Here is a 22727-nt window from a genome sequence, read left to right as displayed (position 1 = left end):
GCTTATTAATTGGAAACACTTAAAGTAACGCCATTTATATTGTATAGTAGAGCTTATCTATTATTCATAATCACCTTATGAATTTCGTTGGTGATATAACCCTATATAAAAGGTGGCGTATATGACAACTCTTAATAATAAACCGTCTTCTAAGCCTGAACGTCAGCTTAATAAGCGCCCTAAAGCGAAAGAATCGCTTTCTTTTGCGACATGGGTGCTATTAATTATAAGCTTCACTTTATTAGCCTATGCTCTTTATGTTATCCAAACCCGCATATTATAAGCAGCCAGCTGATGCTAGGGCGTGTCCTCAATTCAATCGATTACTTGTTAAATGGGTTAAAAACAGCTAAATTTTGCCAAACATCGTCAAACAGCTTCTTAATATTTCAATATTATGTGCGCTACTTTCCTTGTTTGACGGTAATTTATCTCATTTTTATCACCATTTTTAAAATGAGGACACGCCCTAGGAAGGGTAGATAATGTGATTAAAATACAATAGCTAATAGCTGAAACTCTTAGTAAATTGAGGTTTTAGTGTTGATGTAATGCGTCGCTATTTTTTAAATTCAGCAATCGCTAATTGGCGAGCCGCTTTATGTTCGACCATCGGTAATGGGTAATCAATGTCAGAAAATTTACCGCCCTTTGCTAGTGCTTGACGCATTTTATCCTCGCTATGCAAGATGGTGGCAGGAATAGCTTTTAGCTCAGGCAGCCACGTCTTGATAAATTCGCCATCGGTATCGTGGGTTTTGGCTTGGCTAAAAGGGTTCATAATGCGAAAGTAAGGTGCAGAGTCGGTGCCAGTCGACGCGCTCCATTGCCAACCCCCATTATTGGAGGCAAAGTCGCCGTCTATCAGCTGCTGCATAAAATAACGCTCACCTAAGCGCCAATCAATCAATAAATCCTTGGTTAAAAACATTGCCGTGACCATCCGCAAGCGATTGTGCATAAAGCCCGTTGTATTCAGGCAGCGCATTGCCGCATCGACTAACGGCACGCCAGTTTTACCTACGCACCATGCATTAAATTCCTGCTGATTATATGACCAATTAATCTTGCTATCGGTTTCCTTTTTATACGCTTGATGGCGAATCAGCTCGGGCTTATAGTCTAAAACATGGCGATAGAAATCTCGCCAAGCCAGCTCACTTATCCAGCGGTTAATGTCATTATTATCAGTGTTGTCAAAGCTATCCCCGCTATCTAAGTTGTCACCGTCATTCCCATGTAATTCTCCCAGTGCTTTGCTTAATTGTAGGTTAGCTTGTAAGTAGCAAAGTCTGGGGCTGATTGCGCCAATAGTCAGGTAGGCAGATAGCTGACTGGTGGTATTTAAACTGGGTACATCGCGACTGATATCGTAGTTATCGATATCATCAGCGATGAAGTCCTCTAAACGCTGGCAAGCTGCATCTTCGCCAGCAGGGTAGGCTGCCCGAGCGTGCTCAAGCTGTACGTCTATATCCATGTGCTCTAATAAACCAGCATTTTGCAGTGCCTTTTGATAATCTTCGACTACCTCTTTACTTACTCTTTCTATATCTTCGATAGTAGCATTGGCGTTTGAGACTTCTAGTTTGACTTTAGTGTTGCCATTTATGGCGGATGCCTCATGCATTTGTATGGTGCCGATATCCAAGGTATGCCGCCATTTTTTATAAAATGGGGTAAACACCTGATACATGCTGTCATCGTTCGTGGTGATGGTTTGTGGTGGCAAGATACATTGATCATGCCAGCGGATAAATTCTATATCGTTGTTTGCAAGCTGTTTGGTTAATTGCTCATCACGCTTAATCTCATTGCCTTCGTACTCGTGATTTGCTATCACAGTGCTGATCTGGTTCGCGCTACAGATATCTAGCATCGCCTCAACACAGTCAGAAAAGCTTGGACAGAGCTGTACTGTTAAGTGGATATTTAATTGCGTTTGCAGAGATTTGGCTAGGATAGGCAAGGTACGAGCGATATGGTCGAGCTGTGTCAGCGACATGTCATGGGCTTGCCATTGTTCAGGCGTCACGAAGTAAATAGCGCTTACTGAGGCGTTATCCGCATTTGCCTGCTCGCAAAGCGCAGCTAGCGCGGTATTATCATGAACTCGCAGGTCACGACGAAACCACATTAGGTAATGCGCTGGGTTTACGCTAGTGGCATCGTCGCTATTGTTGAAGTTGCTTGTTTCGGTGCTATCTGTGCTATCGGTGTTATGAGACGTTTCCGCCGCCGTTTTAGACATTCAACTATCCCTCTATTAATCAATCGCAATCATAAACAAAACTGGTAATAAAAGTATGCTAGGATAAGTTTTTGGATGCAATGGATTTACCATTCAATTAACAAATCCTCATATTTACGCTTTAGCGTTGGCAATTGACGTTTACCTTCCGTCAATGTAGCGAAGACAGTCTAATAATGTCGTACTGAGTGTTATATCTAAGGTCACATCATGCACGTTAAGTTTTGCGGATTTACCCAGCCTAATGATATTAAAATTGCTGCCCAGTTGGGTGTTGATGCGGTTGGCTTGGTATTTTATCCGCCCAGTCCACGCGCTGTCACTATCGAGCAGGCGCAATCGTTAAGTGCGTCTTTGCCAGCTTTTATAAGTATAGTGGCTCTAGTGGTGAATATGCCGCGCGCAGAGCTGATAGAATTAGCGAATCAGGTCGCTTTTGATATCATTCAATTCCATGGTGATGAAACACCGGAGCAATGTGCGCAGCTGGCCAGTGCGGTCAATAAACGCTGGATAAAAGCGCTGCGTATCAATGCTGACCAACACACTGCCGCTAGCGTAAGCGCCGAGATTAATGAGTTTGCCGCCGCTGGCGCGAACAGTATCTTATTGGATGCTTACCATCCCCATAAATATGGCGGCACAGGGGCACGTTTTGATTGGAGTCTGCTACCGCAAGACAGCTCGCTACCTATTATTTTAGCGGGCGGACTGGATGCCGATAATGTCGCTGCCACTTTAGATTTGCCTATTTATGCGGTCGATGTCAGCGGTGGGATTGAGTCTGACAAAGGCAAAAAAGACGCTGCCAAAATGCGTGCCTTTATGAAAGCGGTAAAACGCGACCGATGGCAAAATGAGACGCTTGGCGGATCTTCGAATATCAGTAACTAGTTTTTTAGCCGTGAACTTTTTATCCGTTAAATAGCTAATTACTTGGAAAATTTTCCCCTTATTTATCTTAAAAAATACCACTTATTATAGTAGGAATTATCATGAGTCATGTCGCGAGCAAAGATCTATCTACCACTGCTAAAGCTATCAATACCTTCACCAATCCAGAAAGCGTGCAAGATTTCAATCAATATCCTGATGCCCGTGGACATTTCGGCGTGCATGGCGGTCGCTTTGTCTCTGAAACCTTGATGGCAGCACTAGAAGAGCTAGAAACGTTATATATCAAGGTCAAAGCCGATCCTGCATTTTGGGAAGAGTATCACAATGATTTGGTCAACTATGTCGGCCGCCCAACGCCTTTATATCATGCTAAGCGATTGAGCGATGAGATTGGTGGTGCGCAGATTTATTTTAAACGCGAAGACTTAAACCATACTGGCGCACATAAAGTGAATAACACCATTGGACAAGCACTACTTGCCAAAATGAGTGGTAAAAAACGTATCATTGCTGAAACGGGTGCAGGTCAGCATGGCGTAGCGACGGCGACGATTGCCGCGCGCTTAGGGTTAGAGTGTATTGTTTATATGGGTGCCGACGATGTCGAGCGTCAAAAAATGAACGTCTATCGTATGCGTTTGCTCGGTGCAACAGTTGTGCCAGTGACTTCTGGTTCACGTACCCTAAAAGATGCCATGAACGAAGCGATGCGTGATTGGGTTACTAATGTCGATAGCACCTATTACATTATCGGTACGGTCGCTGGCCCGCATCCTTATCCGTTATTGGTACGCGATTTCCAAGCGATTATCGGCAAAGAAGCACGTATTCAGCATCTGCAAATGACGGGTAAATTACCAGATGCATTAGTCGCTTGTGTGGGTGGTGGCTCAAACGCCATTGGCTTGTTCTTTGATTTCTTAAACGATACTGACGTTAAAATGTATGGCGTTGAAGCAACGGGTGACGGTATCGAAACGGGTCGCCATTCGGCACCATTAGCCGCTGGTCGTATCGGTGTACTGCATGGTAACCGTACCTATCTTATGGCGGATGATGACGGTCAAATTCAAGAGACGCATTCTATCTCAGCAGGTCTTGATTATCCTGGCGTTGGTCCTGAGCACAGCTTCTTAAAAGACATGAAGCGTGTTGAATATGTCGGCTGTACCGATAAAGAGTCGTTAGAAGGCTTTCATGAAGTCACGCGTAAAGAAGGTATTATCCCTGCGCTTGAATCTGCTCATGCCGTTGCTTATGCATTGAAGCTGGCTAAAACCATGACGCCTGATCAAACCATTATCATCAATATGTCAGGTCGTGGTGACAAAGATTTGCATTCAGTAATGAAGGCGGAAGGGATTGAGTTGTAATGCCTGAAAGTGATGTAATACCAGAATATTCGGCTTTAAAAAATGCTTTCAACAAATTCGGTTACTTTCGTACGTCTAAAGAGGGCTTTTTCGAAAAGATAGGTTCTCTTTTAGATCGAACAATGTATATTTTTTTATATGTAGTGGCGACATTAGTTTTTTCTATAAGCTGTGCATTTGTCTCTTCTAATAATAATTGGTGGCTGGGTATAGGAGTAGGATCTTTATTCCTTATCTTAGCAGCAATAGGCAACCATTTTGATATGGAAAGATCGAAAGAAGAAAATTCAGAGATCAAAAAAAAGTTAGAGATGGAAAAAGTAAAAGTAAGGAAAGCAGGAGAAGAGTCTGAAAGAACAGGTATTAAGCTTCAAGAAACGAATCTCAAGTTGATAGAAACTCATGAGCAACTAGTAATTTCTATACTAAAAAGCATATTTAAAAATTTAGAACTAGATACTTATACTAGAGTTTCAATATATTTTGAAGAGTGTGGTCAGTTTTTGATATTAGGACGTTATTCTCAGAACCCAAAATTTAAAGAAATTCATACTAGGGTATTCCCTATTAATAAAGGTGCTTTAAGTAAAGCGTGGGAGCATGGACAATATTATGATGATGAATGTTGTTCCTATGATGACAAGTCAGGTTATGAACATTACCAAAAACAAAAATTTGATTATGATCAAGAGCAAACCGAAAGTCTAACAATGAAAAGTTGTGAGTACGTTGGAGTTGCTCTAACGCATATTGATGAGCATATTGGTGTAATATTATTTAAAAGTGAGAATAAGGAGTTTGTGAATAAGCAAAGAGATGGAATTCTTGAACAAGTCGCAAATTACCATACTCAACTTTCAGATAGGATAGTAAGTGGCAAGTTAATACATAGTGAAACACAATCTACAAAAGATGTCGATGAAGAGTTCATGCTTACGATGCTTATTCAGTCTGAGGTTCAGTTATGAAATTAGAACTAATTATTATATATTTCTGTAAATATTATCCTTATACGAATGAGTTATCAAACTCAAGACTAACTAAGCTAGTGTATTTAGCTGATTGGTTTAGTTGTTTGTTGAAAGGTAAACAAATGTCTGAAATATTATGGCTGTTCAACCACTATGGGCCATATGTCAATGATGTACTCGAAGAGGTCAATAAAAGTAATTATTTAGATGTAGAAATGGATTTTAACTTTTATGGTAGTCCGAAGTATGTTATTAAACTAATTAACGAAAATAATATCTTTTCTGAAGAAGTTATAAGCCAGGATGATAAGAGAATACTCGACTTTGTTATATCCAAAACTAAGACAATGCATTACAACAGTTTTATAGATTATGTATATTCTACATACCCAGTATCATCTAGCCAAAGATATAATAATTTGAATCTTATTGATCTAGCTCAGGAATATAAATCAAACTCAAGCTATATTTAGAGACTACTATGACTAGAATTGAAAGCACTTTTGAAACTTTAAAATCACAAAACAAAAAAGCCCTGATTCCTTATGTGATGGCAGGTGACCCCAATCCAAGCAACTTCGTTGGTTTGCTTCATGATTTGGTTAAGCACGGCGCGGATATGATCGAAGTAGGCTTACCTTTCTCTGACCCGATGGCAGATGGCCCAGTCGTCGCTTTAGCTGGAGAGCGTGCATTAGCCGCAGGTACGAGTACACGTGATGCGCTAAAAATGGTTGCAGAGTTCCGTCAGCAAGACACGCAGACGCCCATTATTTTGATGGGTTATCTCAATCCCGTGGAAATCATTGGCTATGACAACTTTGTCGCGTTATGTGAGCAGTCAGGTGTCGATGGTATTTTGATGGTTGATTTACCACCAAGCGAGGCGGGCAGCTTTACCCAGCATTTAACTGACCATTCGATGAATGAAATTTTCTTATTGTCACCAACCACTTTACCTGAGCGCCGTGAGCAAGTATTGACCCATTGCGGTGGTTATATTTATTATGTGTCATTAAAAGGCGTGACGGGTTCGGCAACGCTTGATACTGATGATGTTGCGACTCAAGTACAAGCGATTAAAGCAGCGACTGATTTGCCAGTATGTGTGGGTTTTGGTATTCGTGATGCAACGTCTGCCAAAGCGATTGGAGCACATGCTGATGGTATTATTGTCGGTAGTGCCTTGGTGCAGAATTTTTCTGATATAGATGCCAATGATAGCACTGCGGTTGCCGCCGCTCAGCAAAAAATCATGGCAAAAATGGATGAGCTACGCGGTGCACTTGATAGTTTGAGTGCCTGAGTTAAATAAAGTTAAATTATCGTCACTTAAATCGTCATGGCAATATGAATAACAATGTTTATAAAGACAGGGTTAAATGACTTTGCTAAAGTTAGTTTACGTGTGTAAACTAACATCACATATAAATTGTTACAGTTTCACGTAAGCGTGCCTTATAACTGTAGCTTTATAGCTGCGAAAGTTATGAGAATATGTGACGATTAAACTGATCCTTATAAATCGATTCTTAGGGACAAGCGCATGAGCCAGCTTGTCGATAAGCCTTTGATAATGGCGAATAATATGACTGATACGATAATAAAACCTGATATGACGACTCCGAACCATACTGAAAAAAGTAACGCTGAGCCAAACGGTAATACGGCTGGGCAATCGTGGTTTAATCGCCCGATACCGGGTATTAAACAGCAACTGACAGCGCCTTTGACGGCAGTAGAGACTGAACCGTCAACCAAGTGCAGTAATTGTCATTCGATGATTACCAATACGGCGCTGATTTTTAATTGCTATGTTTGCCCGCATTGCGATCATCATCTACCGATGAGTGCTCGTGAGCGCTTAAACTGGTTGCTCGATCAAGTAGACGGTGAGCTTGGACAACAATTTACTGCCAAAGATCCGCTAAGGTTTGTGGATAGCAAGCCGTATCCGCAGCGCATGACCGAAGCACAGGACAAAACCGGCGAGTCTGAGGCGCTGATTGTGATGTACGGTAAATTGCGCAATCTTGATATCGTTACTTGTGCCTTTGATTTCCGCTTTATGGGCGGTTCTATGGGGTCAGTGGTTGGCGATCGTTTTGTCCAAGCAGCTGAGAAAGCACTGGCAGACAAAGTGCCTTTAGTTTGCTTTGCTGCCTCTGGCGGCGCACGTATGCAAGAAGGTTTGCTGTCTTTGATGCAGATGGCACGAACGGCTGCTGCAATTGAGCGTTTGAGAATTGCTGGCGTGCCGTATATCGTGATATTGACCAATCCTGTTTATGGCGGTGTGACTGCATCGCTCGCTATGTTAGGTGATATTCATTTAGCAGAACCAAAAGCCATGATCGGCTTTGCTGGTAAGCGCGTGATTGAGCAAACGGTTCGTGAGACGCTAGAAGAGCCGTTCCAGCGTGCCGAGTTCTTGTTAGAACATGGTGTGGTCGATGAAGTGGTGCATCGTCATCAAATGATTGATACCATTTATCGTCTGCTGGCAAAGTTAAGCTGCATGCCTAATGTTGATGCCTAACTTGCTCATCGGCTTGACTAACGGATAACTGAGTTTAATATTCCGCATGACTTATGCTTAGTAGCATGCTCAGTTTTGCTGACTAAGTAAGATCAATCAATAGCATTTATCGTCAACAGCGGTAAATGCTATTTTTGCTTTTTGGGCAGGTAGTTATATACTGTCTGTACTTTCTTAATGAATGCTTTCTCATTGACCATTTTTTATTCAAATATTTCAATATAGGCTGTGTCCATGTCCGACTCTCTACTTTTTAACCCTAACACTCCCAACAAGCATTCTAGCTTGACCGAATGGCTCGATTATATGCAGCAGATTCATGTATCGGCAATAGACATGGGGTTGTCGCGAGTTTTGCCAGTTGCCGAGGCATTAGGCGTGGTACAGTCAGCCAAAGACGATGCTTATGTATTTACGGTGGCAGGCACCAATGGTAAAGGCTCAACGACGGCTGCCATCGCGCAGATGTGCCAAGCAGCAGGCTATAAAACGGCTCTGTATCAATCACCGCATCTAAGTGTATTTAATGAGCGCGTGCGTATCAATGGCGAGATGGTCAGTGACGAGACGTTAATTGAAGCTTTTAGCAAGGTAGAAGCAGCGCGATTAGCGTGTGAGCTGACCTTGTCATTTTTTGAGATGACCACACTTGCCGCATTATTAATATTTGCCGAAGCGGATTGTGATGTCTGGGTGTTAGAAGTCGGTCTGGGTGGGCGCTTAGATGTGGTCAATATCATTGATCCTGATATGGCAGTGATTACCAATATCGCTATCGATCATGTCGATTGGCTGGGTGACAATGTTGAAGATATTGGCCGTGAGAAAGCAGGTATCTTACGTGATGGTATCAGCGTGGTTTATGGTGCTACCGCGATGCCAGTCAGTGTGCAGCAAGCGATTGATAAGCATCAAGCAACTTGTTATCGAGTTGGGCAAGACTTTGATTATCGTGAAGTGGATACAAGCGCTTGGCAGTACAGCAATGCCGCCGTTACCATGCAATTACCGCGCCCAGCACTGTCATTGACCAATACTGCCACTGCGTTATCAGCAGTGCTCGCAAGTTCGTTAAATGTTGATAGCACTGCTATCGAGCAGGCGCTGCAAACGGTCAGGCTCGCTGGTCGCTTTGATTATCGTGAGACCCACAATCGCCATTGGCTGTTTGATGTCGCGCATAACGAGCAAGGCGTCGAGTTTTTATTGGCGCAACTATTACCGCTTTGGCAACAGCATTTAGCCAATCAAAATAGTTCTGATGCTCTCAATCAAAGCAGTAATCCAAATAGTAATCATATCAGTCAAGCTATAGGAAAACCTGCCAGCATTAAAATGCTGTTTTCTATGTTGGGTGATAAAGATATCAATAAAGTCGTGCAGCATTTGACGATAGCGGGCTTACCGATTAGCGATTGGTATATCGCTGAGATTGATTATCCACGCGCCGCGAGCACTGAGCACTTGCAAGGTATCCTATCGAGCTATGTCGACAATGCTCAAATACACGAATTTAAACGTTTAGCAGAAGCGACCGATGCGGTTATCAATGGCAGTCAGCCGCAAGACCTTATCGTGGTATGTGGCTCCTTTCATACGATCGGCGAGGCACTGGCAGCACTGGCGGTTGATAATTAACATTAAAATGGTGCTTATTTAATGTTAATCTTAGCAGTAGCATGATGGCAGACAGTATGAAAAATATGCTTTATAATCAAAGTGATTTGGCAAGTTGCTCTATAATGGCATTAAACGCTTGGCATAACATTTAAAAACGGATGGACGCAACTGGTGGCAATGACACCTATCAAGGCTATTAAAACTATCTAAACACAGTTTTGAGACGACAGTTGCGCCGCTCAATCAACCTTATTACCAACTAAGAGACGTAAACGGATGAACTTTTCGAGACAAGCCTTATTGGGCATTGGGATGATTATCGGCGGTAGCGTGATGCTATACGCCATGGTGCAACAGATTGGTGATAGTAATGAACCACAACCAGCGTCAGCAATGGTAGATAAGCCAAGCCCTGAGCAAGAGTCTCCTCAGCCGCTGACGACGGATATCGAGACTGAAAAACGTATCTTGGCAGAGAAACAAAAAGAGCGCGCTGCTCGTGTGGCTGAACAAGAAAAACGTGCCCAGCAGTTCTTAACTGAACAGGAAGCCGCTGAGGCGGAAGCATTGGCAAAAGCCCGTGCAGAAAGTCAGCAGTATATGGCCAGTAGTGCGGCAGCTGCTGAAGAGAGTGATAAATCCAAATCCGATGCGGAAAAAAATGACGCTACAACGCCCATAAAAAAGACTAGCGCTGCTGAGTCAGCTGAAAGTGAGACAAATACTGAAGACCAGCAAAAAGCTGCCCAAGCGCAACAAGAAGCTCAAAGGCAAGCGGCGATTAAAGAGCAGGCTGCCGCTAAGAAACTAGCAGACAGTAAAAAAGAAGCGGAAGCAAAAAGACAAGCGGAAGTTAAGAAACAAGCGGATGCTGCGGCTGAGAAAAAACAAGCGGCAGCAGAAGCGGCTAAGAATGAGCCACCAAAATCGCCTTCTGATTATCAAGTTAAAAGAGGAGATGGGCTGATTAAACTGGCGCGGCAATACAATATGCCAGTAGAAGTATTGGCACAAGCGAATAATCTGTCACCGTCGACATCGCTACAACTGGGTCAAAACATCACCATTCCATCACGTAAGCAAGTGGAGCGATTAGCACGTGAAGCGGCAGCGGCTGAGCAGGCACGTGAAGACAAGCGTCAGAAAGAAGAGGCTTTAGCCAAAAAATCAGCGGATGCTAAGCGTGAAGCACAGCAGAAACTCAGTGAAGCCCGTAAAGAAGTCAAAGAAACCGACGCCAAAGGCAGCTTTGGGGTGCAAGTAGCATTGGCAAACGATCAAGCCAAAGCGGATGAGCTGGCAAAGAAATTTAAATCCGCAGGCTACCAAGTTAAGACCAGCCCTACCAGCCGCGGGGTTCGCGTCATCGTCGGTCCTGAGCGAGGTAAAGTGGCGGCATTAGCGTTGAAAGATAAAATCAATAGCGATCCTAAGGTCAATACGACCAGTGCTTGGGTTTTATACTGGCGCTAAAATAGCATTAAAATCACGATAATCGGATGACTGTTATTGCTAAATAAACAGCAGAGTCTTGGTTAGATTTTATTGTTTTATCTGAGTTTTATTCAAACACGACATTTATTGTCGTGTTTTTTGTTTTGGTGTTTGCTGATTGGCGTAAGCTTAGCTACGATGTGCGCCGATTGCCCCTGATTTTTTCTGTATAACGGGTCAGCCTATAAGGGCTGCCCTGTCGCAGTTGAGTATGTATGTCACTTTATGGAAGTCGTCATACATATTTGGCTGCCTTAATCATGTATAAGGTAAAACCATGTCATTTGGTGTTATATTTTTAATATTGGCCGTTGGGTTTTTAGGGCTGATTACCGTACCAAAGCTGTTGAAAAGACCTCCAGTTGTTGAGCCTGATCCAAAGCCAGTACGCGGTGATGAGTTGGCTATTTGGCCGTTTGCGCCGATGCCGATTATGACGGATACGGAAGTCATTTTCTTTAATAAGCTAAAAAGTGCGTTGCCGGAATATCATATTTTCGTCCAAGTTCAACTGTCACGCATTATCGAAGGCAATAGCAGTGAGGCGTCCGAGCGTAGCTTTTGGTTCAATCGTATCTGCCGTCAAAGCGTTGATTATGTGATTGTGGATATTGATGCGCAGACCACGCTGGTTGCTATCGAGCTTGATGATTGGACACACACGAGTAAAGCGCGTCAAAAGGCGGATGACAAAAAAGACAAAGCCCTTGCTAGTGCCGGTATTGCTATTGTGCGCTTTCACGCTGAGCGCATGCCAAGCGCAGATATGCTCAGGTACGAGCTGATGCAAGTAATTGAAAATTATTGATAAAGTATCTTTGGCAGGCAGTCAAGATTAGTCGTAACAACGGCATTTATTTTTTTGTGTAACATTGCTGTTATATCTGTTTACTTTATAGATAAGTTGTTTAAATAAGAGTATTATTATTTTAAAGCAAACTTAAGTTTTCTAAATTAAGAGGCGATTTTTTGAATTAAGGCATTATTTGCTTAATTAGATAAAGATTTTGGTGCTTCTGGTTTTTAAAATCATTCTATAAAGGACTGTGTTATGAAATTTTTTAAATTGAGCGCATTAGCGTTAGCCAGCACGTTAGCGTTAGCAGGCTGTGGTGATGACAACAATAATAACTCTTCTGGTAATAGTACTAATACGCCAGATGTGCCAGTTAAGCCGCCTGTCGATAATAGTTTGTCTGAGATCGAGCAAGCGAAAGAGATGATTCGTACCGCCAAGTTATTTGTCAGTGACAATAAAGCGGTTACAGATGCTTACGAAGATGTAAGTGATATCCTTACAGAAAAGCAAGATACGCGACTTGGTTATACCTTCGATATCCCAAGTGATCTAAAATACTATATGGAAAAGAATAATGTATCACAGCTCACGGCAACTGACATTATTGCATTGGCTAATGATAAAGAGTTTGAAACAGCATTGGGAAATATAGTCTTGACCCCAGAAAAAGACTTTTTAGCGACGTTAAATACTGATGGTAAGTTTACCTTAACTGGTAGCACCAATATTGATATTGAAGAATACGATTATGTGTATAACCCGCAAACAGGTTTGTACGGACCTGTTGTCGTCAATCAAGACAGTTTTAAGGCAGCATTTGATGGTTTCGAAGATGCGCTAAGCTCAAAAACCAGTACAGATAACTTTAACGGCAGCTTGGGTTTCAAGAGTATTAACATTGGCACTGGCACTGATATCGTTGCCCTCAACTCAAGTACTAAAGGCGCAACAGTCAGTGGTCAATTCAGTGATAAAGTCGTGGTCAATGATGAGTTTGATATCAATGATGCAAATAGAGAAGGCATCACGCTAGAAAAGGCGGTCATCAAATTAAGCAGCCTGAAGTTGACGGCTAATGATAGCGTCATTGAAGCAAAAGATTTTGAATTTGCTGCGCTGGATGTCAGCAGAAAGCTGGCAGATAACAGTCTGGTGGTTAGAACAATCCCTTATAAGTTTGCTATAACGGGCAAGATGACCAAGCAAAAACCGATGACTGATGTAGAGATTACACTGAATGCGACTGCCAATGACGCTGATATAAAGAAATTTATCATAATCGATGAAGTTGGTGATATCGAAGAGGCCGCCAATAAATACGTAGGTATGGAAATAGTATTGGCGATTAAAGGCAAGGTAACGAAAGAGAATACAACGACGATTCCGCTTGATTTCCAAGCCAATCTTAAACGTACTGCTCGTAATGTTATTGAGCTACAAGGTTTAACTGCTAGCGTAGAGGGTAAGAAGCTATTTGTAACCGGTAAGTCAAGCTTAGATAATAACTATGATGTGGTTAGCACCCAGTTTACTGTTGAGCAAAATAAAGCGTCGATCAAGTTAAATGTCGATGCCAATGGTGATTTTATCAAAGATAAAATGGGTAAGCTCGGCGATATCATGGTTAACGGTAAAGACTACGGTGATTTAATGGATAATGATGGCAAAGTTACTGCCAAGTTTACTGATGACAGTTTAATTATTCTATAATCAAACCATGTGTCACATCGACTCTCAACCGTTGTTAGTAGCGATTGAGGTATAGCAACACAAAAAAGAGACAGATTCCTGTCTCTTTTTTATGCTCTCTAATAAACGTGAGAAATTTATGCCATATAACGTTTCAAGTCTCTATGGTCTTTTACCTAAAAGCTTAGCATCGCATTTATACAGCCGTACCAAGTTAATCACTACGCCAGCGATTGCCGCTATGATGATATCCAGCGCTGCGGTTGCTGAGAGTGCAGATATACCAGCTGCTGATACGAATTTTTACTTCTACCCCCAAGCGACAGGCTTGCTAGACAGTCATACTGCTCAGTCAAACGCGCAGATAGAGTGGAGTCTGATGGCAACGGCTTATAGTCCAACACAGCCTATCTCCGCATTTTTAGACGATTGGAGTGCCCCGCTGGACTCGGGTGATCATGCTTATGCCCAAGGTCGGACGTCGCTTGAGATTCGTCCTGCGGGCAGTGCGATTAGCTACGGTCTAGGTTGGCGTTATGATTACTTGATGACGTTTAGCAAAGAGACAGCAGAGGTGTATTGGCAATATGAAAATAAACAGCCCTCAAGTACCAGTCAAGATTATCCGTTATTTTTGGAAGCCAAACACAATGAAAGATTCGGTGCTAATATTGGTCTGACGCAGCAGCTCCTGCCTAACTGGCAATTGACGACTCGGGCCAATCTCTGGCAAGGACTGCATGCATTAGAAGGTAAGATAGTTGGCGATTTAAGCACCAGAGTGTTGCCAAATAATGAGGTGACAGACATACGAGACAGTTTGGATAAAACCAACGCTTATATCGATTATTACTATGATGAACCAGCCTTAGGGGAGGAAAACCTAGACTGGAACCCCGCGAAACCTTCAGGATATGGTTATTCGCTCGATTTGCAGCTTACAGGTCAGTTGTCTGATAGCACACAGTTGTCTCTGAGTGGCTACGATATCCTTGGACGCATGCGCTGGAAAGACATGCCAAGCACTCGTTATGCGTTGGATTATGACGTCAATGGTAGACCTCTCTATACGATTGAAGGGCAGCTTAGTACTGACGATGTCACACAGACATTGCCATGGCGAGTTGAAGGTAGCCTTCAGCATCAGCTAGACAGTCAATGGCAGCTCGGTCTACATGGTCAAGTAAATGACATTCAAGACTTATATCAATTATCCGCAGGCTACCAAACGTCCAATGATGCTTTTCCCATTACGGTGACGGGCTTGATAGAGCCGCAAACGCAAGCCTTGGGTCTTGCTGTAGACAGTCGTTATGCTGGCATCAAATTGCTGACTGACAGTCTCGATTCAGAAAAAGCCAAACGCAGTGAGATTAGCTTGTATGGACGCTATGCTTGGTAGCTTGATTCATTGCATTGCATTAATAAAACAGATGGCTAAAGCCTCGATGTGCATATAATGCGGTGGACGTTACTAAAATTTGTCATGCGTTTTGTTGCGCTGTTCAGGATAAATGACGATCGGACTATGACCTTCGAAGTATAGTCCTGTCGTAGGTAGTTCGTCGTTTGACCAAGCTACCTGCGGCTGTCGTCCATCATAGCAGTCGCGCCTAGTAAACCATTCGATATAATGGGCGGCTCGTAATGCCCTTATATTAAGCGTCGCAAGATTAGTCATATCATTGCTATCGCACCATTTATGTATAGGAAAGCTTGGTGCTAACCAAGGCGGATAAGCAAAATTACAGGTATTGATTGGCAAAAAGAATCGCCCTTTAATCACGCCATAACGCTTATCAATTTTAACTTGTCCATGCTTTTCGGTATCTACCCATACGGTACGAAACTGCTTGGTTTGCATATGGGTCATTTTACGCTGTAGATTGTCCTTGGAGTTGATGCCAACCCAGTTCTCAGGAGCAAAAGGCGCTGATCCCATAAAAAACTTAATCGCCAGCTCCCAATGCTCGACCAGATTTTCTCCATGATTATATAAGATTAAATCCAGCTCACCAGTCGTCTGCTTACCGTTATACAACTGGACGTTACTGGCTAGGGTCTCATACGGATGCAACTTACGCGCAAAACCATCCTCTAACCAAAATGACAGTAACCCTTCAAAGTGAAACCCCAATCGATTGGGACTTGGACGCTTGAGTAAATAACGGGTCAATTCTTGATAATCAGTAGTAGTATCTAGTTCTGTTAATCGTTGCTTATACGCTTCAAATTGTACCTGCCAAAATCTGGCGCTATGTACTGAAATCGCATGTGTGTTCTCCTGCGGTGCAAAGTCCAGCCACTCAGTCAAGACGTTAGGGCAGGCAAGTACATACGCCAAATCACGCACATAAGGTCGCTGGTATACGTCCCAAGGTGCGTCATCTATAAGGTAAGTCGAGAAGGGCTGAGCGATAGGCTCTGACATAGGATAAACCAGTGTAAAGGTGTAGCATTTACCCTAACGGCTCGCTCTATAAAAGTCTATGGTCAATCGTATTATGTTAATGTTGTGACCACTTGTCGGCTAATGCCTGAAAATAACAAGATATTCTATCCATAACTTGTATCAAGCCAAATATTGTTGCTCGATAATGCCTTACTATTAATACTAAGATGATAAATAAGCATCTGTAAAATATTTCATGCATGATAAGTCCACTGCCTGTGCGTCTATGGGCGCAACTTTGACTATGGCACAGAAACCTACTTTGCCCTAAGAGCATATTTCACAAGATATTCAGTAAGCAATTAATCATGTTATGGTGGTTAATGACAGCTTAAACTATGACAAGGTTCGAAGGTGCACTCTATTTAATAAAAAAGAAACTTCTAATTATGAGAGTAGGGAGTATGTGAGTGAAGACAAATACTGTATTGCTGCTATCAAGTATAAAATTGAGGAAATAAATTGTGAAACTAGGCCATATTGGTAATGAGAGTAATGGAAAATCAAGTTCTGATGAAAAAAGTAATTATATGTATAATAAAATCAAGCAACAGTTTGAATTGTTTGAATAGATAAAGATGATCGTTATGAGAGGTAATATATTATGAAAGCATGGCTAGTTACTGCTGTTCTGATGGGTGTTACATTCGCTACCAATGCCAATGCCAGTGCTTTTGATGCTATGGATAAGTATTTTAAAGAGTTTGAGGTCGTAGATGAAAACTACCGTTACGTAGACTTAGAAGCCGCGTCTACTTTTTTTGACTTAATGGATCATATGTTTAATAAAAAGATTAAAAATGAGCAACCTGATTTTAAATTGGGTGGTAAAAATCACTTGATGAGCTGGCATGTCGACCTATACTCAAGCTCACTCGCTTTTAAGAACATGGAGCCTAGTTTCCAAGAGTCGGGTATGACTGAGCTTTGTAATGATTTTTATGGCGCAAAATACCAAGCTGCTAATAATGTTGTGGTTAAGCTATCTAGTTATGACAATCAGGATAATTTGGTAGAAACAGTGGTTTTGAACAAAGATGTCTGTGCAGGGGCTAGTAATCTGTAGATTTGTCATCAAAGTAATTTAAATGTCATACCTACACCTACTAAAAGTAACAACTGTAAGGCATTGCCCAAATTTTAATCAAAAAAAAGCCAACCATTGAAAACAATGATTGGCTTTTCTCTATTACTGCTATGTTTGGTCGGAACGGCAGGATTTGAACCTGCGACCACTACACCCCCAGTGTAGTGCGCTACCAGACTGCGCTACGCCCCGAATGACTGACTATTTTACGCAAAATTATGCATATTGCAAGGGCTATTTATTTTAGTCAAACTCTATAACCTTAATTTACGTATCACAGTCAGCATAACCAATGGGCAAAACCAATCAGCAATTATCCTTAACCTAGTAGCTCTTTTAGGATTTGGTTCACTTGCTGCGGGTTGGCACTACCGCGACTGGCTTTCATGACTTGACCGACCAGACCGTTAAAGGCTTTTTCTTTACCGCCACGATATTCTTCAACCATGGCTGCATTCTTAGCGATGACTTCTTCAACGATGGCTTTGATAGCGCCCGTATCGGTTTCTTGCTTAAGCCCTTTTTCTTCGATGATTTTGTCAGCGGCATCATCAGCATCGCCGCCCGCGCGCTCATAGAGCGCACTAAAGACTTTCTTAGCCAATTTGCCAGATAGCGTATCGTCTTTAATACGCGCTAGCATACCAGCCAATTGCTTGGCGCTGATAGGGGAGTCAGTAATCTCTTTATCATCTTTGTTTAGTGCACCAAGCAAATCACCCATCACCCAGTTGCCAGCCATTTTGGCATCTGCTTGCCCAACTTCTGCGACCACAGCTTCAAAGTAATCAGCAATTTGACGACTACCAGTCAAGATACGAGCATCGTATTCTGATAGACCAAGCGCTTTTTCAAAACGCGCACGACGAGCAACTGGTAGCTCAGGCATTGCTGCACGAATGCTATCTACAGTATGCTGTTCGATACGCACAGGTAGCAAGTCAGGGTCAGGGAAGTAACGATAATCGTTGGCGTCTTCTTTGGTACGCATTACACGAGTTTCGTCGCGCTCTGGATCATAAAGCATCGTCGCCTGCAGTACTTTGCCACCGTCCTCTAAAATATCGATTTGACGCTCGATTTCACGATTGATGGCGCGCTCGATAAAGCGGAACGAGTTTAAGTTTTTTAGCTCAGTACGCGTACCCAATTCTGCACCAGGCTTACGAATAGAGACGTTACAATCACAGCGGAATGAGCCTTCTGCCATCACTGCATCTGAGATTCCTAGCCACGTAACCAACTGATGAATGGCTTTGATATAGGCAAGTGCTTCGTGAGCTGAGCGCATATCAGGCTCAGAGACGATTTCGATTAGCGGCGTACCAGCACGGTTTAAATCCACACCAGTCATACCATCGACGGCGTCGTGTACTGACTTGCCAGCGTCTTCTTCTAAATGCGCACGCGTAATACCCATACGTTTGGGATATTCGTTCTTATCCCCTTCATTGACCACGACATCGATATAGCCTTCGCCAACGATAGGGTTTGCCATCTGGGTGATTTGATAGCCTTTCGGCAAATCTGGATAGAAGTAGTTTTTACGATCAAACGTATTAAATAGACCCAACTCAGCGTTGACGCCGATACCGAATTTTAAGGCACGATCGACCACGCCAGCATTTAGCACTGGCAATACGCCAGGCAGGCCCAAATCGACGATACTGGCTTGGCTGTTTGGCTCATGACCAAAATCAGTGGGCGCACTTGAGAATATTTTACTCTCTGTATTGAGCTGGCAGTGAATCTCAATGCCGATGACCACTTCATAACCATCGACGAAAAGCTCTTTACGCACGGCATGCTCGCGCACGGCATTGTTATCAGTAGTAGCTGTACTCATTATACCGTCTCCTTTGCGATGGTAGAGTGTTGTAAATGATGGTCGGTATGCTGTTGGAATAAGTGAGCAGTCGTGAGCAATTGGCTCTCTTGCCAATGCTTACCGATTAATTGTAAGCCAACAGGCAAACCTTCTGAGGTTAGACCAACTGGCTGACTGAGCGCAGGTAGACCCGCTAAGTTGACCGCGATGGTATAAACGTCACCCAAATACATCGTCGCAGGATCAAGGTTGTCAGTAAGCTTGTAAGCAGCGGTTGGTGCTGTTGGGCTAGCAATCACATCACAGCTAGCAAAGGCTTCATCAAAGTCTTTGACGATTAAGCGGCGGATTTTTTGTGCTTTGGTATAGTAAGCATCAAAGTAACCTGCCGAAAGTGCATAAGTGCCGGTCAAGATACGGCGCTGTACTTCAGGACCAAAGCCTTCAGAGCGTGAACGCGTGTATAGATCTAGCAGATCGGTTGGATTCTCACAGCGATAGCCAAAGCGTACGCCATCGAAGCGTGACAGGTTTGATGATGCTTCGGCAGGGGCTAGCATGTAGTAAGTGGCAAGAGTAATCTCAGGGTCAGTGATATTCACCTCCACAATCGTCGCACCCAGCTCTTCATATTTTTTCAGAGCAGCACGTACGGCCGTTTCTACTTCAGCGTCTAGTCCAGCACTAAAGTATTCTTTGGCAACACCAATACGTAGACCGTTAAATGGCTTATCGCCAGCCGCGCCTTCAGCATCATTGATGTCTTGTACATAGTCAGGCATGTCATATTTGATAGAAGTCGCATCGCGTGGATCGTGACCAATCATTGGCTGCAATAGATAGGCACAATCTTTAGCGCTGCGCCCCATGCTGCCCGCTTGGTCAAGGCTTGAGGCATAGGCAATCATACCAAAGCGTGACACACGGCCATACGTAGGTTTGATACCTGTCAAGCCGCAAAATGACGCAGGCTGGCGAATAGAGCCACCAGTATCACTACCCGTTGCCACTGGCACAAAACCTGCGGCAACGGCGGCAGCACTACCACCTGATGAACCACCAGGGACGCGCTCTAGGTTCCAAGGGTTCTGCACAGTGCCATAGTAAGAGCTGCTGTTGTCTGAGCCCATCGCAAACTCATCCATATTGAGCTTGCCTAAACTAATCATGCCCGCTTTGTCGATATTAGAGACGATGGTAGCGTCATAAGGCGAGACAAAGTTATGCAGCATCTTAGAGCCACAAGTCGTCAGTACACCTTGAGTACAAAAGATGTCTTTGTGCGCCATCGGTACACCAAGTAATGGACGCTGATCGCCCTGTGCGCGCATTTCGTCTGCTGCCTTTGCTTGCGCGCGTGCTGTCTCAGAAGTATGAGTGATAAAGCTGTTAATCTTATTGTCTAGCGCATCTATACGCTTGATGTAGTGTTCTGTCAGCTCAAGGCTGCTAAATTGTTTGTCTTGCAAGCCCGTAATAAGCTGCTGGGTACTTAATAAATGAAGTTCTGACATAAGGTGTCGTCCGTCAAAATGTGAGTAGCATAAAGTAAAATAGGGTAGCGATTAAAGCAGCACGCTGCTTATTCAATCACTTGTGGAACCAAATATAAGCCATCTTCAACAGCTGGGGCGACTGACTGATTGCGCGCGCGGTTGATATCGTGTTTGGCCACATCAGCCCGCAATTCTTGGCAAGCTTCATGAATGTTTGCTAAGGGTTTGATGCCTGTGGTATCCACGTTAGATAGCGTATTCATCAGTTTTAATACTTTACTAATATCGTCGGCATAGCTATTGGCTGTGCTTTCATCGACACCCAAACGTGCAAGGTTGGCAACTTCTAGGATTTCTTCACGGCTGACGTTGCTGTCAGACGTTGCTGGTTGCTGTGACATAGTTTCTCCAGTGAAGGACAGTTTTTGTTAGAGTAGAATGCGGCTAAAATAGACAAGCACTAGATATAGATAATTATTAACACAAACTAAAACAAGGGGTTTATCTTAAGATGTATATATAGTGGCTTTATTATAAAGCATCTGGCTTAAGTTTACAGAGCATGACGCTTGATTGATGCACAATATCAACCAAGATGGCGTGATTTGCAAAATTGACCGTATAATTCACGATTGATTCTCAATTGCTTACCCATTACGTTCTGAAATACGTTACAGTATGCACCTGTGCTGCTAAGCAAAATTATCATTTGCCTGTAGAGCCTTGTTAGTTATTGAATTAAATGATGTTTCATTAAGTCGAATGGTGTTTACTGCTATTTTAAACTTTGTAACAACTTTTAGCGTTTAAGACCAAAATCCTGACTTACTGATGCAAATATCTGTGTTTTTTTTGAGCCAAATCGGTATAATTTAGCTCAGTTTTTCCCTTGCATCATTATTGCTTAGGTTTGACTTGTTGCGAGGTTCAAATTTCGCCATAAGTAATGTCTAACGACGACCTGCTCAACGCTGATGAGTAACGCCTCAGTCAATCTCATTCGCCTCATTTGTAATACGCTGGAAATATTAGTCATGAACCTGTTTGGATTTTTATCAAATAATATCGCTATCGACCTCGGTACTGCGAACACTCTCATTTTTATTCCTAATAAAGGCGTCGTACTTGACGAGCCTACGGTGGTTGCGTTACGAAGTAATCGTACACAAAACCCTACCGTTGCTGCTGTTGGTATTGATGCCAAGCAGATGCTTGGTCGTACACCTGCCAATATTACAGCGATTCGCCCATTAAAAGACGGCGTGATTGCTGACTTTGAAGTGACGCAAAAAATGCTCAAGCATTTCATCACGAAGGTAAAAGCTAAGCGTTTTATGGCGCAGCCTAACGTGGTGGTTTGTGTGCCTTGTAAGTCTACTCTGGTTGAGCGTAAAGCGATTCGTGAAGCCGTATCTTCAGCAGGTGCGAGTAAAGTACTATTGTTAGAAGAGCCAATGGCTGCTGCCATCGGTGCTGGCTTGCCAGTTCATGAAGCCAGTGGTTCGATGGTGGTTGATATTGGTGGCGGCACTACGGAGATTGCCGTTATCGCTTTATCTGGTTGCGTTTATGCTGAGTCGATTCGTATCGGTGGCGATATGTTTGATGACGCGATTATCACCCACGTACGCCGTACCCATGGTTGTGTGATTGGTGAGACGACAGCTGAGCGTATCAAACACGAAGTTGGCTCTGCTTTGAATGAAGACAGTCAGCTAGAAGTTGAAGTTCGCGGTCGTAGCATGGCAGAAGGCGTGCCAAAAACCTTTACTGTCAACTCAGAAGAAGTACAAAAAGCCCTGAGTGATCCGCTGAGCGGTATCGTTAGCGCGGTGAAAGCTGCACTTGAGCAGACGCCACCTGAGCTGTCATCAGATATCGCAGAGCGTGGTATTGTCTTGACGGGCGGCGGTGCGCTGTTGCGTGATTTGGACAAATTGATTTCAAGAGAGACAGGTCTACCTGTGACCGTTGCTGAAGATCCATTGACTTGCGTCAGCCGCGGCGGTGGTATTGCACTTGATTTTATCAATAACAAAAGCTTGAACATGATTTTTGTTTAGATTGCTTTAGTTAAGCACTGCGGTATTGATAAATCCTCTTCGTCGTGCTTGATGATAGCTTGCGTAAAAATAGTGGGTCAAAACAGTATAAAATTAAAGGTAGCCAGTTGCGCTGCCTTTAATTGCATTAATCAACTAGAACCCAGTACTGGCTACTGCTTATTTTAT

Annotated in this window: 19 protein-coding genes and 1 tRNA gene; 14 read left to right on the top strand and 6 right to left on the bottom strand. The window is 43.1% G+C overall.

Going from position 1 to position 22727, the window contains the following annotated elements:
* Window positions 1–121 precede the first annotated feature (121 nt).
* Window positions 122–283, top strand: a complete 162-nt coding sequence (locus tag INT03_RS04780) for a hypothetical protein (RefSeq protein ID WP_193007825.1) — start codon at window positions 122–124, stop codon at window positions 281–283.
* 276 nt (window positions 284–559) lie between these two features.
* Here INT03_RS04780 and INT03_RS04775 read toward each other — a convergent pair whose 3' ends face one another.
* Entirely contained in the window at window positions 560–2251 is a 1692-nt protein-coding gene (locus INT03_RS04775) for a cryptochrome/photolyase family protein (protein ID WP_193007824.1), read from the bottom strand.
* 210 nt (window positions 2252–2461) lie between these two features.
* On the opposite strand from INT03_RS04775, the gene INT03_RS04770 reads away from it, so the two are divergent.
* The 11 genes from INT03_RS04770 to INT03_RS04720 all read left to right on the top strand — a co-directional run bounded on the left by INT03_RS04770 (window position 2462) and on the right by INT03_RS04720 (window position 15035).
* A complete protein-coding gene (locus INT03_RS04770) occupies window positions 2462–3145 on the top strand; it encodes a phosphoribosylanthranilate isomerase (RefSeq protein ID WP_193007823.1) in 684 nt (227 codons plus the stop codon).
* Window positions 3146–3318: 173 nt separating this feature from the next.
* The gene (gene trpB, locus INT03_RS04765; RefSeq protein ID WP_296292536.1) at window positions 3319–4521 is read left to right on the top strand and encodes a tryptophan synthase subunit beta; all 1203 of its coding nucleotides are present in this window, start codon (window positions 3319–3321) and stop codon (window positions 4519–4521) included.
* Complete coding sequence (locus tag INT03_RS04760; RefSeq protein ID WP_193007822.1) at window positions 4521–5489, top strand: hypothetical protein; 969 nt, start codon at window positions 4521–4523, stop codon at window positions 5487–5489. The genes trpB and INT03_RS04760 overlap by 1 nt, the downstream gene beginning before the upstream one ends.
* A complete protein-coding gene (locus tag INT03_RS04755; RefSeq protein ID WP_193007821.1) occupies window positions 5486–5965 on the top strand; it encodes a Panacea domain-containing protein in 480 nt (159 codons plus the stop codon). The genes INT03_RS04760 and INT03_RS04755 overlap by 4 nt, the downstream gene beginning before the upstream one ends.
* Before the next feature lie 8 nt (window positions 5966–5973).
* Entirely contained in the window at window positions 5974–6798 is an 825-nt protein-coding gene (gene trpA, locus INT03_RS04750) for a tryptophan synthase subunit alpha (RefSeq protein WP_193007820.1), read from the top strand.
* A 270-nt stretch (window positions 6799–7068) separates the two neighbouring features.
* Window positions 7069–8031, top strand: coding sequence for an acetyl-CoA carboxylase, carboxyltransferase subunit beta (accD, locus tag INT03_RS04745; RefSeq protein ID WP_173936726.1), 963 nt, complete (start codon window positions 7069–7071; stop codon window positions 8029–8031).
* A 234-nt stretch (window positions 8032–8265) separates the two neighbouring features.
* Window positions 8266–9669, top strand: coding sequence for a bifunctional tetrahydrofolate synthase/dihydrofolate synthase (folC, locus tag INT03_RS04740; protein ID WP_055125258.1), 1404 nt, complete (start codon window positions 8266–8268; stop codon window positions 9667–9669).
* Window positions 9670–9927: 258 nt separating this feature from the next.
* Window positions 9928–11124 (top strand): SPOR and LysM peptidoglycan-binding domain-containing protein, encoded by a 1197-nt coding sequence (locus INT03_RS04735; RefSeq protein ID WP_193007819.1) that lies wholly within the window; start codon window positions 9928–9930, stop codon window positions 11122–11124.
* Between the two features lie 298 nt (window positions 11125–11422).
* A complete protein-coding gene (locus tag INT03_RS04730) occupies window positions 11423–11953 on the top strand; it encodes a DUF2726 domain-containing protein (RefSeq protein WP_045446569.1) in 531 nt (176 codons plus the stop codon).
* 243 nt (window positions 11954–12196) lie between these two features.
* On the top strand, window positions 12197–13654 hold the full coding sequence (locus INT03_RS04725) for a hypothetical protein (RefSeq protein ID WP_193007818.1): 1458 nt from the start codon (window positions 12197–12199) through the stop codon (window positions 13652–13654).
* A gap of 118 nt (window positions 13655–13772) precedes the next feature.
* Complete coding sequence (locus INT03_RS04720) at window positions 13773–15035, top strand: DUF5723 family protein (RefSeq protein ID WP_193007817.1); 1263 nt, start codon at window positions 13773–13775, stop codon at window positions 15033–15035.
* Between the two features lie 72 nt (window positions 15036–15107).
* Here the strand turns inward: INT03_RS04720 and INT03_RS04715 are convergent, their stop codons facing one another.
* A complete protein-coding gene (locus INT03_RS04715; protein ID WP_193007816.1) occupies window positions 15108–16064 on the bottom strand; it encodes a DUF1853 family protein in 957 nt (318 codons plus the stop codon).
* A 625-nt stretch (window positions 16065–16689) separates the two neighbouring features.
* On the opposite strand from INT03_RS04715, the gene INT03_RS04710 reads away from it, so the two are divergent.
* Window positions 16690–17151 (top strand): hypothetical protein, encoded by a 462-nt coding sequence (locus tag INT03_RS04710; RefSeq protein ID WP_087814674.1) that lies wholly within the window; start codon window positions 16690–16692, stop codon window positions 17149–17151.
* Window positions 17152–17287: 136 nt separating this feature from the next.
* Here the strand turns inward: INT03_RS04710 and INT03_RS04705 are convergent.
* The 4 genes from INT03_RS04705 to gatC form a co-directional block, all read right to left on the bottom strand.
* Window positions 17288–17364 (bottom strand) — tRNA-Pro (locus INT03_RS04705).
* A 127-nt stretch (window positions 17365–17491) separates the two neighbouring features.
* Window positions 17492–19018 (bottom strand): Asp-tRNA(Asn)/Glu-tRNA(Gln) amidotransferase subunit GatB, encoded by a 1527-nt coding sequence (gatB, locus tag INT03_RS04700; RefSeq protein WP_193007815.1) that lies wholly within the window; start codon window positions 19016–19018, stop codon window positions 17492–17494.
* Window positions 19018–20514: an Asp-tRNA(Asn)/Glu-tRNA(Gln) amidotransferase subunit GatA gene (gene gatA, locus INT03_RS04695; RefSeq protein WP_193007814.1), complete on the bottom strand. Its 1497-nt coding sequence runs from the start codon at window positions 20512–20514 to the stop codon at window positions 19018–19020. Before gatA ends, gatB begins: the two co-directional genes overlap by 1 nt.
* A 68-nt stretch (window positions 20515–20582) precedes the next feature.
* Entirely contained in the window at window positions 20583–20897 is a 315-nt protein-coding gene (gatC, locus tag INT03_RS04690) for an Asp-tRNA(Asn)/Glu-tRNA(Gln) amidotransferase subunit GatC (protein WP_193007813.1), read from the bottom strand.
* Window positions 20898–21530: 633 nt separating this feature from the next.
* Here gatC and INT03_RS04685 point away from each other — a divergent pair.
* Window positions 21531–22559, top strand: a complete 1029-nt coding sequence (locus tag INT03_RS04685) for a rod shape-determining protein (protein ID WP_083475748.1) — start codon at window positions 21531–21533, stop codon at window positions 22557–22559.
* Window positions 22560–22727: the final 168 nt, after the last annotated feature.

The organism is Psychrobacter sp. PG1 (genome assembly GCF_014897815.1).
Taxonomy (GTDB): Bacteria; Pseudomonadota; Gammaproteobacteria; order Pseudomonadales; family Moraxellaceae; genus Psychrobacter.
Note: the sequence above shows the minus strand (reverse complement) of the source record. Positions and strands in the feature narration are given on the sequence as shown.